This is a genomic window from Chryseobacterium sp. sg2396 (assembly GCF_042610505.1).
GTDB lineage: Bacteria > Bacteroidota > Bacteroidia > Flavobacteriales > Weeksellaceae > Chryseobacterium.
In genome coordinates this window covers 1-14,565 of record NZ_JBHGAQ010000012.1, presented here as the reverse complement: position 1 = coordinate 14,565, position 14,565 = coordinate 1, and the positions used below count along the sequence as shown (strand labels likewise).

The following is a 14,565-nucleotide window of genomic DNA, read 5'->3' as shown; positions in this document are numbered from 1 at the left end:
AGTAAGCTGGAAGTTTTTTGAATTATGCCGCTTCATTTTATTATAAAACGTAACAGGTGTTCACAAGATTTAAAAAATTTAAATAAAAAATCTTTGATTTTTCTTTCTTATGTGTTCTGAATATTTTCAACGCTGTAGTCTAAAAACTGATGTGTCTAATGTGTTTAAAAGAAATCTGTTAAAGCTAACTCACGAATCTGATTTTCTCTTCAGTAAATACGCCAGTCCCAGGCCAATAAAAACCATCCCGGCACTGAACGGGAAAATATACGTCATCCCGTAAACATCCGCCACTCCTCCGATCAAAGGTCCGGCAACGCCTAGTGAAAGATCAATGAAAAGTCCGTATCCTGCCAAAGCGGAGCCCTGGTTGGAAGCCGGGACACTTTTTATTGCCACGACACCCAAAGCCGGAAAGATCAAAGAAAAGCCAAGGCCTGTAACGCCGGCTCCAACCAAAGCGATTTCAGGATTGTTTCCGAAAGCAATAATCAGAAGACCGGTGGTTTCTACGAGAAGACATATCATTGCTACCCTGATTCCGCCATAGTTTTTAATCACATTGCTGAAAACGAGTCTCCCCAATACGAAAAGCCCGCCGAATACACTAAGGCACAAAGCGCCGTTATTCCAGTGAAAATAATTATAATACAGCGTAATGAAAGTCGATATGCTGGCAAAACCGAGGCCGCCCAATGCCAGGCAGACCCCGAAGGGGGCAACCTTTCCCAGAACCTTCCAGAAAGACTGGGCTTCCTGTGTGTTGGGGTTGGTTTTGTTTTCCTTGGTCCGTGCATATAAAAATCCTGCGATTCCCATAATGATGGAAAGGATCCCGATCCCGTACAGGCTATAATCCTTTTCGATGGTAATCCCCAGAGAAGCCCCGATAGCCAGGGCACCATAAGAAGCAACGCCGTTGTAAGAAATGATTTTTGCCGTGTGTTCTTCCCCGACAGCCATCATCGCCCAGTTGATGGGGCTTGCCCCGATAAGCCCTTCCGCACAGCCGGTAAGCAGTCGCGTGATGATCAGGAATGCCAGACTTAAAAAAGGCGAAAACCTAAAATAATACGCCAGGATCAGGAAAATTCCGGTGAGGGAAAATCCCAGCATGCTGAACAGAACGGCAGGCTTCGGACCTTTTCCGTCGATGATCTTGCCCGAATATGCTCTCAGAAAAAAAGTAGAAACATACTGGAGGCTGATTACCAATCCGGCAATCAACAGGCTGAACCCTAGATTTTTATTGATGAAAATGGGAAGGACAGAAAGTGATAATCCTATGATGAAATATCCCAGAAAAGTAAAACAGACATAGGTAAGCAAGGACAAATTAACATTTTCCGGCCGCTTCATTGCTTTATCCATATTAAAAAATTAAAAGGCAAAGTTACTTGATACAAAACAGATCCCATGATAAGGCATTATAAAATATATCAGGTTTTACAGGCAATTCCTTTGCCGGAATGCACTTTTCCCATAATTTGATTTATCTTTGTTTGAATTTAAAAATCATCGATGCTCTATGGAAGACAGATATCCGAAGTATACCTTTACATGGGTCGGAGGACTTGTATTGTTGGCGGGATTATTTGCCGGGACCATGGTTACCTCTTTTTTTAATGTCTTCTGGATGTTTACCTTTAAGGAAAACCTGCAGTACCGGGATTGGTTCTTTATGCTTACTAATGCGGCAGGATTTGTTTCTGCTATTGCATTTTTCGATTTTTTTATCGTCCGCAGGACGACGGGTAGAAAACTTAATTTCAACTTTTCACCCACAAACTTCTACACGTATCTCCTTATCTTTCCGATGATGGTCGGGATGATGTTCATTGCAGAATTCATTACCTCGCAGATTCCCACCACCGGGCCGTTCTTCGGGAAATACTATGAATTCTTTACCCAGCTGATGGATAAGCTGACGAATGATCCGGTAGTCATGATTATTACAGCCGTGATCTGTGCGCCGATCTTTGAGGAAATCATTTTTAGAGGAATTATCCAGAAAGGATTAATGAATAAAGGAATGGTACCCTGGAAAGCGATTATCTCCGCTTCTGTTATTTTCGGGCTCGTTCATGGAAATCCTTGGCAGTTTGTGGGAGCGGTGCTGTTGGGGTGCATTTTGGGCCTGGTTTATTACAAAACCAAATCACTGCTTTTACCGATGTTGCTGCATGGTTTTAATAATTTATGTTCGACATTGCTTATGATGTACACCAAAAACGAAAGTTTCGCGGATGCTTTTAAAATACCGGAATGGATGATATTGGGAATGGGAATCGTTCTCTTTTCCCTGTTCTCTTATCTTTTTATGAAAAAGTATAAAGTTCATTATTCCGAGATGTAGATCTGCTATTATTAAATTTTGCTGCATTTTTCACCAGCGATAAAATTCGTGTTCCCGTGAAAATTATATGTGCATTTCGTGTTTAAAGACAATATAAATTAAAATGAAAACGGATATGGAATTACTGGTTGCTACACACAACATCCATAAAAAAGAGGAGATCCAACAGATCTTAGGCGATCATTTCATAGTCAAAAGCCTGACGGATTATGATATTCACGACGAAATTGTAGAAGACGGGGACTCCTTCAATGCCAATGCGCTGATTAAAGCCAAACACTGCTTTGAAAAAACAGGAATTCCGAGTTTGGGAGACGACAGCGGACTGGTCGTAGAATTATTGGACGGAAGGCCCGGGATTTTTTCCGCAAGGTATGCAGGCGATCACGATTTTGCCAAAAATATAGAAAAGGTACTGAGTGAAATGGAAGGGATTAAAAACCGGAAAGCCTACTTTATCACCGTTCTCTGCTACTATGACGAAAACGGAGCAAAGTACTTCGACGGAAGGGCTCACGGTAATTTGCTGGAACAAAACAAGGGTTTCAAAGGCTTCGGTTACGATCCGATTTTTGTTCCGGAAGGCTATGAAATGACCTTTGCTGAAATGGAACCTCAGGATAAAAATAAAATCAGCCACCGAAAACAGGCACTGGATTTGTTTCTTGAGTTTCTGAAAGGGAAAGGCTAAATAAAGTTTGAGGTGATAGGTATCCGGCTTTCAATCTGACTTTCAGCTTTTGCCTTAACTTTAATCTTAATCCGTACCTTTGTGTATATAATAAACTATTGATTTGAGTACTTATCTTACCATATTAGGCTTCAATTCGGCAATTCCTACGGTTAATTCTTCGCCCACCGCGCAGTTCCTGGAAATGGAGGAACGGTCTTTCCTGATCGACTGCGGGGAAGGTACGCAGGTGCAGCTGAGAAAAGCCAAAGCCAAATTTTCAAAAATCAACCATATTTTTATCTCCCATCTTCATGGCGACCACTGTTTTGGTCTGCCCGGTCTTATTGCATCTTTCAGGCTGTTGGGAAGGGAAACGCCGCTGCATGTTTACGGCCCGCTGGGAATTAAGAAAATGCTCGAAACCATTTTTACCATTACGGAAACCCACCGCGGTTTTGAAGTGGTATATCATGAGCTGGATAAAAACTATTCGGAAAAAATTTATGAAGACAACAGGGTAGAGGTTTATACCATTCCTCTGGACCACAGGATCTACTGCAACGGCTATCTTTTCAGGGAAAAACCTAAAGACCGCCACCTCAATATGAAGGAAATTGCCAAGTACAGCGAGATTGAAACCTGTGATTACCATAACATCAAAGCAGGAAAGGATTTTGTGTTAAGTGATGGTTACGTGCTGAAAAACGAAATCCTTACCGTTGATCCCGCGCCATCGGTATCTTATGCTTTCTGCAGCGACACCCGCTATCTGGAAAGTGTGATTCCGGTTATAAAGAATGCCACGGTATTGTATCACGAGTCTACCTTTCTGCATGATCTTAAAGAAATGGCCGATTACACCGGTCATACCACCGCCAGGGAAGCGGCGGTTATTGCACAGAAAGCTGAGGTAGGTAAACTTATTTTGGGGCATTTTTCCAATAGATATGGCGATTTGACGGTGTTTACGGATGAAGCGAGAACGATTTTTCCGAACACTTTTCTGCCGAAAGCACTGGAGCCGGTAAAAATTTAAAATTGTATGTTGAAGTTTGAAGAATTGAAAATCTTCTTAGATGAAAAGGCGGATCAGTACAACCATCCGGAATTTATAGAGAATGATCCTATCCGGATCCCGCACCGTTTTTCTTTACAGCAGGACATTGAGATTGCAGGATTTCTGGCTGCTACGATCTCGTGGGGAAACCGGAAAGCTATCATAAAATCGGCGGATAAGATGCTTGAGGTCATGGGAAACTCACCGTATGATTTTGTACTGAACCATTCTGAAAAAGATCTGAAAGAGATTCAGGATAAAAGCATCCACAGAACTTTTAACGGAGAGGATTTTATATATTTTATCAATCAGTTTAAAAGGATTTATTCCCAACATGAAAGCCTGGAAGATTTATTCACCGTCCATAATCCGGAAACGAATTTCGGTCATGCCATAGAACGTTTCAGAACACAATTTCTGGGAACTGAAAAACACAGGAGCCATAAACATGTGAGTTCGCCTTATAAGAATTCATCTACAAAAAGAATTATTATGTTCCTGCGCTGGATGGTCCGTAAAGACAAACGCGGAGTGGATTTCGGAATTTGGGAAAATATTGATCCTAAATATCTTTCGATCCCGCTGGATGTGCATACGGGGAATATTTCCCGGAAGCTGGGACTGATTTCGCGGACACAGAACGACTGGAAAACCGTGGAAGAACTTGATCTTGTTATCAGGACATTTGATGATAAGGACCCTGCAAAATACGATTTTGCTCTTTTCGGACTGGGAGTTACTAAAGAATTGCTATAAAAACAGCACACAATGAAAAAGTACGAAGAAAAAACGGAAGTTTTAGAAAAAATTGCAAACGGTATTACCTGGTGGATCGGTTCGATTCCTTCGCTGATTGCGCATACCTTATTTTTTATCATTTCTTTTCTTTTGCCCTTGCTGCATCTGGTGGAATTTGATAAAATGCTTCTGATTCTTACCACGGTAGTTTCGCTCGAGGCTATCTATCTTGCTATTTTTATCCAGATGTCCGTTAATAAAAGCCATGAGAAAATCGAGGATATCCAGGAGGATATTGAAGATATTCAGGAAGACATTGAGGAAATCAGCGAGGATATCGAAGAGATCAGCGAGGACATCGAAGAAATTAACGAAGATATTGAAGACATCCAGGAAGATATCGAAGAAATTAATGAAGAGGAAGATGAAGAAGATCATAGCGAGAGAGCTAAAAATGTCATGCTTAAAAGCAATGTAAGTTCTAATAAAAACGAAATAAAGGCTTTAAAGGACAAAATAGAAGAACTGCAGAATATGATCGACGCTCTCAAAAAGGAATAGGCTTAACTGTGATATTAATGATAAACTGAATGACTGATAATTTTATCAGTCTTTTTCTATTTAAACAGATATAATATCTCTTTTTATGTATTTTTATAGAAAATTAAATTTTCGATAAAAGTGGGTGTTTTTTTAGAGGAATTTTAATGAAAAAATCATTATTTTTGAACAAACAATATCAAAATGTTAAATTATAGACTAAAAAGCTACTATTTTATCTTAATGTTTCTAACGGTCTCAGCATCTTTGCTGGGACAGAGAAAACCGCCCAAAAATATTGTAACTTCAGCCAACAACAAAGCAGGTGTTTTTATAGATGTGAACGCTGCCGGTTATACCCCATCCACTTACACCCCTGAACAGCTTGTAAAAAATATTCTGATCAACGGTGGATCTACCTGCTCGGTTCCTAACGTATCAAATGTAACGGTAACTCCAAACCAACCCGCTACGGATAATGACCGGTTTTGGGGATATTTCCATAAAGGAACAACCAATTTCCCTTTTACGGACGGGATTGTTTTGACAACGGGTTATGCAAGACAGGCCGGAAATGTTGCCTCCAGTGTAAGTACGGCAGTAACAGGGGCGGGCCAGGATGATCCCGATCTTCTGGCAGCAGTGCCTAACCCCAATCCCAACGACCATTATAAGGATAATGTCATGCTGGAATTTGATTTCGTACCAAATTCCTCGCAGGTTAAATTCAATTACATCTTTGCTTCTGAAGAATATACGGGCTCATATCCTTGTCAATATTCTGATGCTTTTGCATTGTTGATCAAGCCTACTGCAGGAGGACCGTATGTAAATGTGGCTGTTCTGCCGGGAGGGGCAGGGCCTGTATCAATGACCAATATTCATCCGGCCATTTCAGGAGTATGCCCTGCCATTAATGAAACTTATTTTGCAGGATATAATTCTGCTTCTAATATTGTAACGAATTACGAAGGGAGAACCATTCCTTTAACGGCAACTGCCACAGTAACACCGGGAGTATCCTATCATTTCAAGATGGTGCTTTCCGATTACAGAGACACCGCGTTTGATTCTGCCGTATTTATAGAAGGAGGATCTTTCGATATAGGAATTCAGCTTGTAGACGGAACCGGAGCCGTATTGCCGAGTACGCTTAACATGTGTGACAATACCCCTCAGACTTTGGTAGCACAGGTTTCTAATGTAACGGGGCTAACTTACCAGTGGTACCTCAATGGCGTGGCTATTAACGGAGCCACCAGCGGAACGTATGTTGCCACCGCACCGGGGGTATATCAGGTCCAGGTACAGGTTCCCGGGAATACCTGTCCGGCTTCCGCAACGGTTACCATTGTCGGTGGTACAAGCCCTGTGGTTCAGAATGCCACACTCACTGCCTGTTATGCTACGGGAAATGCCACTTTCAACCTTACCCAGGCAGAACCGTATTTAACGACAACGACAGGCGTAACCTTTAAATATTATCTCAATCAGGCAGATGCCGTTGCCGGAAATAATTCTAATATTACCACTCCTACCAATTTTTCAAGTGCAGGAGGGCAGACTATTTATGTAAATGTAGCAAAAGGATTCTGTTCAAAAGTGGCTCAGCTTCAGTTGGTAAAAGCGCCGCAAATGACGGCTTCCATCGCGACTCCACAAAAGATTACCTGTGCTGTCCCACAGATTACGCTGAATGCCGGAGCATCGGTATATCCGTCAGGAGCAACCTTTAATTGGGTGGCTTCAGGAGGCGGTAATATCGTTTCAGGGGCTACCACATCAAGTCCGGTCGTTAATAAAGGCGGAACTTATACCTTAACAATTACAAAAGTATATCAGCCCGGCGCAACCTGTACGGCCACTACTTCAGTAACCGTAGCTGAGGATCTTGTAAAGCCTGTCGTGGCTTTAACTGCGCCGAGATATAAAATCTGTCAGGGCGAATCGGTGGTACTTACTGCTACAGGCGCGCTTACTTATGTATGGTCTGGTCTTTCAGGAAACGGAAATGTAAAGACCGTCACACCGAATACAACGACAACCTATACGGTAAACGGAATTGCTGCAAACGGTTGCCAGTCTGCTACCCCCGCAACGATTACAATAGAAGTGGTACCTGCTATTGTTTCTAACGTGAAAGGCGGTTATATCTGCCAGGGCGATAAAATTACACTCGATGCCGGAGCAGGTCCCAATTACACATACCTTTGGAATACGGGTGCAACTACCCAGACCATTTCAGTCGGAACGCCGGGTGCATATGCCGTGACCATCAATAATGGAGTATGTTCAAAAGTGTTTACGGTACAGGTAATTCAGGCTGTTATTCCTGAAATAATTAATGTAAACTATAACGAGAACGGAACCATGATCCTTACAGCAAGCAATCCAAGCAACGGAACACTTGAATATTCCATAGATAATGGACTGACATGGCAAAGCTCAAATACTTTCACCAATGTTCCCCGAAATAAGGTGATTTCCATTAGGGTCAGAGTAAAAAATACAAGTTGTGTAGGTTTCCTTGAATACTTTACCTTTGTTATACAGAATGTGATCACACCGAACGGAGATAATATCAACGATATTATCGATTTCCGGGGCGTAAATGAAAATAAGGATTTCAAAGCTTCCATCTTCGACCGTTATGGAAAAGAAGTATACAGGGAAAGTAAACTGCAGCCATACTGGGACGGCTATTTCCAGGGCAAACGCCTTAATACCGCTTCATACTGGTACCAGGTAAGTTTTGAAGATCCCGCCAGTAAAAAACCTGTCGTAAAAACAGGATGGATTTTACTGAAGAATTTTGAATAAGATTTAAGAAAGGCCGACAATTTGTTGGCCTTTTTTCCGTTTTAAAAAGAATGAAAATTAATCTTTTTAAAATTAAATTAATTGTATTTACGGCAACGCAATTTGCCAGGGATTGAAATTCAATTAAAAAAAATAGTATTTTTGTTTAAAATAATTTAAAATGTTAGATAGGAGGACAAAAAATTTATTTTTGGCTTTGTTTTTAGTTTTTGCAGCAGGCTTTCTTTCTGCCCAGAACAGGGATGCAAAAGGAGTAGCCATTAAAAAAACTGCGGAAAATATGAAGGCCGGCGCTTTTATAGATGTAAATACCGCCGCATATCCTGAATCCGGATTCAGTATTACCCAGTTGGTAAAAGATGTACTGATCAGCGGTGGGTCTACCTGTTCTGCAGCAAACGTTACGAATGTTGCCGTTTCTCCGAATTTAGCAGTGACCAACCAGAACAGAAGCTGGGGATATTTTAATAAAGCGACGACCAACTTTCCTTTTGCCAAAGGAATCGTGCTTACAACAGGATATGCGAGAAAAGCTGGAAATGACTTACAGGGAACACTGAGTGATCCTCTCGGAACGGGAGGAGATGCAGATCTGGCAGCAGCATTAGGGGTTCCAAACAGCCAGCTGAATGATGCCACTTATATTGAATTTGATTTCGTTCCGGCATCTACAAAAGTTACTTTCAGATACCTGTTTGCTTCTAAAGAATATCAGACCAACTTTCCCTGCACCATCAGTGACGGCTTTGCGCTGTTACTGAAAAAAGTAGGAGATCCTTATACTAACCTTGCGGTTCTTCCGGGAGGAGCAGGACCGGTAAGCGTAACAAATATCCACCCGGCCACACAATATCAGAGCGGAGCACCATTATCCTGCGGGGCAGCTAATGTCGCCTATTTCGGAGGATACAATATCCCTCAGGTAGAAACCAATTTCAACGGGCGAACGGTACCTTTAACGGCAACGGCTACCGTAATTCCAGGACAGACCTATCACTTTAAAATGGTATTGGCAGATTACCAGGATTCCAACTTTGATTCTGCAGTTTTTCTGGAGGCCGGATCTTTTGATATAGGCGTTCAGCTGCTGAATCCGGCAGGGGTAGCACTTCCTTCATCGATCAATGTATGTGATAATGCTCCGCAGACCTTTACGGCTTCGGTTCAGGGGGGCGGTGCCACCTACCAGTGGTATCTGGGATCGAATCCTATTCCCGGCGCCAATCAGCCTTCTTACACAGCTACACAACCCGGTACATATAGTGTTCAGGTATTTTTACCGGGAAATACATGTCCGGGAACGGCTTCTGTTACCATAGTCGGGGGAACATCACCCACTGTACAGAATGCTACGCTTACTGCCTGTTATACACAGGGGAATGCAGTATTTAATTTGACCTCGGCTCAAAATTCGATCAGTACAACACCCGGGGCTACTTTCTCGTACTATATAAATCAGTCCGATGCATTGGCAGGAAACGGAAATACAATTACTACACCTACCGCTTTTCCAAGTGCCGGGCAGACCGTATATGTTTTGGTTAAAAACGGTTTCTGCTCAAAAGTTGCCGAACTGCAACTGGTAAAAGCCGCTCAGATAACTGCTTCCATTGCGACACCGGGGGTTCTGACGTGTTCAAATCCACAGGTGACCCTTAATGCTTCCGGTTCAACGTATCCTTCCGGGGCTACCTTCAACTGGACAACGACCAACGGAAATATCATTTCGGGAGCAAATACTTTAAATCCGGTGGTGAATGCTGCAGGTACCTATACCTTAACTATTTCCAATACCTATCAACCCGGGAATTTAACCTGTACCAATACCGCGAGTGTAACGGTTACGGGAGACAGTGCGCCTCCTACGACGGGGCTTACGGCTTCCAGCACCCTGATCTGTGCCGGCCAGTCTGTAACCTTAACCGCTTCGGGAGGTGCTACATACAACTGGACGGGGCTTACCGGAAACGGTGCCACCCAAACCGTATCTCCGACTACAACAACAACGTATACCGTAAATGCAGTAGGCGCGAACGGTTGTGTGTCCCAGACACCGGCAACGATTACCATACAGGTTACACAGCCGATCACTGTAAACAATGCCACTTTGCTGAAATGCTATCAGCAGGGCGGAATTAATTATAATTTAACCGAGGCCCAGCCTCAGATCACAACGGCTTCAGGCGTTACATTCTCTTACTACCTGAATGCAGCCGATGCCAATGCAGCTAATGGCAATACGATTGCCAATCCTGCATCATTTAACAGTGCAGGAGGTCAGACCATGTATGTTCTGGTAGTAAACGGCGGATGTAAATACGTGGTTACGCTACAGCTTCAGACAACGCCACAGACGACATTAACCATCAACCCGACGCAGCAGATTACCTGTACAACGCCTCAGATTACGCTGAATGCCTCCTCTTCTGTAATTCCTTCAGGTTCCACGATTGCATGGACGGCAGCCGGCGGAGGAAATATTGTTTCCGGAGGAAATACTCTGGCTCCTGTTGTAAATGCTGGAGGCGTATATACTTTAACGGTAACCAATGTTAATCAGCCGGGTAACCTAAACTGCAGCTATACGGCCAGTGTAACGGTAACCCAGAATACAACAGCTCCGGTGGCGGCATTAACTTCCACAGCGACACAGATCTGCCCGGGAGAATCGGTTACCCTAACCGCTTCGGGAGGGGTTACTTATAACTGGGGTGGAGGTCTTCCAGGAAATGGAAATACGCAGGTGGTTTCCCCGTCCGGCACCACGACTTATACGGTATTTGCAGTAGGAGCCAATGGCTGTATTTCTACAAATCAGGCGACGATTACGATAACTGTGGGTCCTCCGGTAGCTGTACTTGCCGCTTCAAAGTCTAAAATATGTGCCGGGGAATCCGTTACCTTAACCGCAACCGGTGGTGTAACTTACGAGTGGGTGGGATTACCTGGAAACGGAAGTACCCAGATTGTTTCCCCTACCGCTACAACAACATATTCTGTATATGCATTGGGAGGAAATGGCTGTAAAGTGGCTACACCAACTTCCATTACCATACAAGTAGTGCCGGCTATCGTTTCTACACTGCAGGATGTGTATGCCTGTGCAGGAGACAATGCCATTCTGGATGCCGGATCGGGGCCGAATTATACCTATATTTGGAATACGGGGGCAACCACACAGACTATTTCTGCAAATACCCCGGGAATATATTCGGTAACAATCAGCAACGGAACCTGTTCCAAAGTATTCTCGGCTCAGCTGATCAACCCTGCGCTGCCGCAGTTTACGAATGTGACGTATGAAAAAAATATACTTACCCTGACTGCAACGAATCCTACCAATGGGACGTTAGAATATTCCATCAACGGAGGAGTCAACTGGCAGGCTTCCAATGTTTTTTACAATGTGCTGGACAATACAAACTATACTTTGCTTGTAAGGGTAAAAGATGCTAAATGTTACACTTCTCTTGCCTTTTTCACTTTTGTAGTAACCAATGCCATAACTCCGAATTCCGACGGTAGAAATGATACGGTTGACTTTACCGGAATAAGCACCTACAATAATTTCGCAGCATCTATCTTCGACAGATACGGGCAGGAAGTATTCAAAGCAGGTAAAAACAATACGGTATGGAACGGAATGCTCAGAGGAAGCCTTGTTCTTCCGACAGCCACGTACTGGTACCGGGTACAATGGGAAAATCCGGCAAGTAAAAAACTTGAGCTTCGTAGCGGATGGATTTTGCTGAAAAACAGAAATTAAAAGATATTTAAATTAGAACCTCTCACTTTGAGAGGTTTTTTTATTGTTATGCATAAAAAAGCTATTTATATATGCGATTTTAACAGAAAAAAATTAAATTTGTTGAAACAAAAATATTATGAAGAGATATCTCCTGTTGTTTTCCTTTTTAGCTTCCTCATCAGGTCTACTGTATTCACAAAAAACTTTAAACAGAAAGCCTCAGCAGGAAAAGGCTTCTGCTTTAACGATGAAGGCGGGTGCGTTTATTGATGTAAATGCCCCTACTTATCCTGCATCAGCATATACACCCCTGCAGCTGGTAAAGGATGTCCTGATTTCTTCAGGTACAAATTCATGCGTTACACCCAATGTATCTAATGTTCAGGTAAGTCCGAACCTTACTGCAGCCGACGCCAACAGATCATGGGGATATTTTAACAGAGGGACTACCAGTTTTCCTTTTAAAGATGGCATTGTCTTATCCACCGGATATGCTCAAAAAGCGGGTAACGCTTATATAAGTACAACTTTAGGAGATGACCTGCCTACAGGCAGCGATCCTGATCTTGTAGCGGCTACAAGCCCTTCCGTAACACTCAATGATGCGGTTGTTTTAGAGTTTGACTTTGTTCCGACTTCAAGCCAGGTAAAATTCAATTATCTTTTTGCATCTGAAGAATATACAGGATCTTTCCCTTGCAGTTTCTCAGATGCATTTGCTTTATTGTTAAAACCCGTAGCTGGCGGACCGTATGTCAACATGGCTATATTGCCTGCTCCTGGAACCGGACCGGTAAGTGTAACCAATATTCACCCACAGAACAGTTTTTCGGGAACAAATATGGGATGTGGTGCACCAAATGTTGCTTTTTTTGGAGGTTATAATACGACCAATATCGAGACGAATTTCAACGGAAGAACAATCCCGTTGCAGGCAACGGCAACGGTAGTTCCGGGACAGTCTTATCATTTCAAAATGGTTTTAGCGGATGCTATTGACAGCAGTTATGATTCTGCAGTATTTTTAGATGGAGGATCTTTTAATATCGGGGTGGAATTACATGATCCTTCTGGGGCCACACTGCCTGAAGAAATTAACGTCTGTGACAATACCCCGCAGGTGATTACGGCTTCTGTAAGTGATCCCAATATGAATTACCAATGGTTCTTCAACGGTGTAGCAATACCGGGAGCAACATCCCCTACGATCACGGCGACACAACCTGGGAACTACGAAATTCAGGTAACGTTTCCGGGAAGTCCTTGTCCGGGAAAAGCCAGTATTAAAATTAATGGAGGAACCACACCGGCAGCAGCGGATGCTACTTTACAGCTGTGTTCCACGCCGGACATTACATGGTTCGATCTAACGGATGCCATGCCTTCGATCAGTACAACTCCCGGAGCAGTATTCCATTTTTATGTGAACCAGGCAGATGCCATTGCCCAGAACAATAATTATATTACTGATATTCTTCATTATAACGGTACCGATGGCCAGATTTTGTATGTCGTGGTTTCTAACGGAGGCTTCTGCAGCAAGACTGTAAAATTAACATTATCAAAAGAAGCAAGACCTACGGCTACTCTTGTGGCTTCAGATATCAAAGTGTGCCCGGGAACAACGGTAAACTTTACCGCAAGCGGAGGAGTGACGTATGAGTGGGCAAATTTCTCAGGAACAGGAAACACACAATCGGCAACCGTTTATAATACCACTACTTTCCAGGTATATGCGATAGGAGCGAAAGGCTGTAAGTCTTTATTGCCTGCTAAAATTACCGTTGAGGTGGTGCCTGAGATCGTTTCTTCTTTACGTGATGTGGAAATATGTGCGGGAGACCGGGTAACGCTTGATGCCGGAGCGGGACCTAACTATACTTATCTTTGGAGTACCGGTGCCGTTACCAGAACCATCGATGTAGACCAGTGGGGAATTTATTCCGTAAAAATCAAAAACGGATTCTGTGAAAGAACTTTCACGGCAAAGGTAATGGCGGCAGCATCTCCTTATGTAACGAATCTTGAGTACAGCAATAATACGCTGACGATTTCTGCAGAAGTTCCAATGATCAATAATATCCCTCAGACGGCGGAATATTCTGTAGATGGCGGTATTACATGGCAGGCTTCCAATGTATTCCCAGGACTTATCAACAATGCGAATTACAATATTCAGGTGAGAACAGTGGGAACGCATTGTGTAGGAGCATTGGAGTTCTTTACTTTTAATATTTCCAATATCATCACACCGAATCAGGATGGTGTTAACGATACGCTGGATCTTACAGCACTCGGCTCATTCAATAACTTTACGGGATCTGTTTATGACCGATATGGTTCTGAACTGTTCAGGTTCTCAAAGCAAAATCCTGTCTGGGACGGAACGCTTGGAGGAAAAAGATTGCCGACAGCGACATACTGGTATAAATTCAATTTCCAGTATCCGAAATCAAAAGCCAATATGAACCATTCCGGCTGGATTCTACTGAAAAACAGGGAATAAATAATCAATCAATCGATAATGCAAATATTAAAGGGCTGTCCACAATGGGCAGCCTTTTTCGTAACCGCCAAAAACGGAACAACTTTCCGGATTAATACCAATTATATTTAAAAAAAAGTCTATTTTA

General features: G+C 42.9%; 9 protein-coding genes. 8 read left to right on the top strand and 1 reads right to left on the bottom strand.

Going from position 1 to position 14,565, the window contains the following annotated elements; all coding sequences use genetic code 11:
* Positions 1 to 189: 189 nt before the first annotated feature.
* Positions 190 to 1,371, bottom strand: a complete 1,182-nt coding sequence (locus ACED20_RS13200) for an MFS transporter (RefSeq protein WP_294238324.1) — start codon at positions 1,369 to 1,371, stop codon at positions 190 to 192.
* Between the two features lie 157 nt (positions 1,372 to 1,528).
* Between ACED20_RS13200 and ACED20_RS13195 the strand changes: the two genes are divergently transcribed.
* The 8 genes from ACED20_RS13195 (at position 1,529) to ACED20_RS13160 (ending at position 14,438) form a co-directional block, all read left to right on the top strand.
* Complete coding sequence (locus tag ACED20_RS13195; protein ID WP_378105074.1) at positions 1,529 to 2,356, top strand: CPBP family intramembrane glutamic endopeptidase; 828 nt, start codon at positions 1,529 to 1,531, stop codon at positions 2,354 to 2,356.
* Positions 2,357 to 2,471: 115 nt separating this feature from the next.
* Positions 2,472 to 3,047, top strand: coding sequence for an RdgB/HAM1 family non-canonical purine NTP pyrophosphatase (gene rdgB / locus ACED20_RS13190; protein ID WP_294238318.1), 576 nt, complete (start codon positions 2,472 to 2,474; stop codon positions 3,045 to 3,047).
* A 103-nt stretch (positions 3,048 to 3,150) separates the two neighbouring features.
* The gene (locus ACED20_RS13185) at positions 3,151 to 4,065 is read left to right on the top strand and encodes a ribonuclease Z (RefSeq protein WP_294219764.1); all 915 of its coding nucleotides are present in this window, start codon (positions 3,151 to 3,153) and stop codon (positions 4,063 to 4,065) included.
* A 6-nt stretch (positions 4,066 to 4,071) separates the two neighbouring features.
* A complete protein-coding gene (locus ACED20_RS13180) occupies positions 4,072 to 4,842 on the top strand; it encodes a TIGR02757 family protein (protein WP_378105069.1) in 771 nt (256 codons plus the stop codon).
* Positions 4,843 to 4,854: 12 nt separating this feature from the next.
* On the top strand, positions 4,855 to 5,385 hold the full coding sequence (locus tag ACED20_RS13175; RefSeq protein ID WP_294203738.1) for a DUF1003 domain-containing protein: 531 nt from the start codon (positions 4,855 to 4,857) through the stop codon (positions 5,383 to 5,385).
* Between the two features lie 183 nt (positions 5,386 to 5,568).
* On the top strand, positions 5,569 to 8,184 hold the full coding sequence (locus tag ACED20_RS13170) for a choice-of-anchor L domain-containing protein (RefSeq protein WP_294290929.1): 2,616 nt from the start codon (positions 5,569 to 5,571) through the stop codon (positions 8,182 to 8,184).
* Positions 8,185 to 8,374: 190 nt separating this feature from the next.
* Positions 8,375 to 11,950 carry a choice-of-anchor L domain-containing protein gene (locus ACED20_RS13165; RefSeq protein WP_294267630.1) on the top strand — a complete coding sequence of 1,192 codons (3,576 nt, stop codon included), beginning with the start codon at positions 8,375 to 8,377 and terminating at the stop codon, positions 11,948 to 11,950.
* Positions 11,951 to 12,068: 118 nt separating this feature from the next.
* On the top strand, positions 12,069 to 14,438 hold the full coding sequence (locus ACED20_RS13160) for a choice-of-anchor L domain-containing protein (protein WP_294234082.1): 2,370 nt from the start codon (positions 12,069 to 12,071) through the stop codon (positions 14,436 to 14,438).
* Positions 14,439 to 14,565: the final 127 nt, after the last annotated feature.

What these genes read in the sequence shown, in the direction of transcription:
- ACED20_RS13200 (WP_294238324.1), bottom strand. Translation starts at nt 1,371, where the DNA reads ATGGATAAAGCAATGAAGCGGCCGGAAAATGTTAATTTGTCCTTGCTT.
- ACED20_RS13195 (WP_378105074.1), top strand. Translation starts at nt 1,529, where the DNA reads ATGGAAGACAGATATCCGAAGTATACCTTTACATGGGTCGGAGGACTT.
- rdgB (WP_294238318.1), top strand. Translation starts at nt 2,472, where the DNA reads ATGGAATTACTGGTTGCTACACACAACATCCATAAAAAAGAGGAGATC.
- ACED20_RS13180 (WP_378105069.1), top strand. Translation starts at nt 4,072, where the DNA reads ATGTTGAAGTTTGAAGAATTGAAAATCTTCTTAGATGAAAAGGCGGAT.
- ACED20_RS13175 (WP_294203738.1), top strand. Translation starts at nt 4,855, where the DNA reads ATGAAAAAGTACGAAGAAAAAACGGAAGTTTTAGAAAAAATTGCAAAC.
- ACED20_RS13170 (WP_294290929.1), top strand. Translation starts at nt 5,569, where the DNA reads ATGTTAAATTATAGACTAAAAAGCTACTATTTTATCTTAATGTTTCTA.
- ACED20_RS13160 (WP_294234082.1), top strand. Translation starts at nt 12,069, where the DNA reads ATGAAGAGATATCTCCTGTTGTTTTCCTTTTTAGCTTCCTCATCAGGT.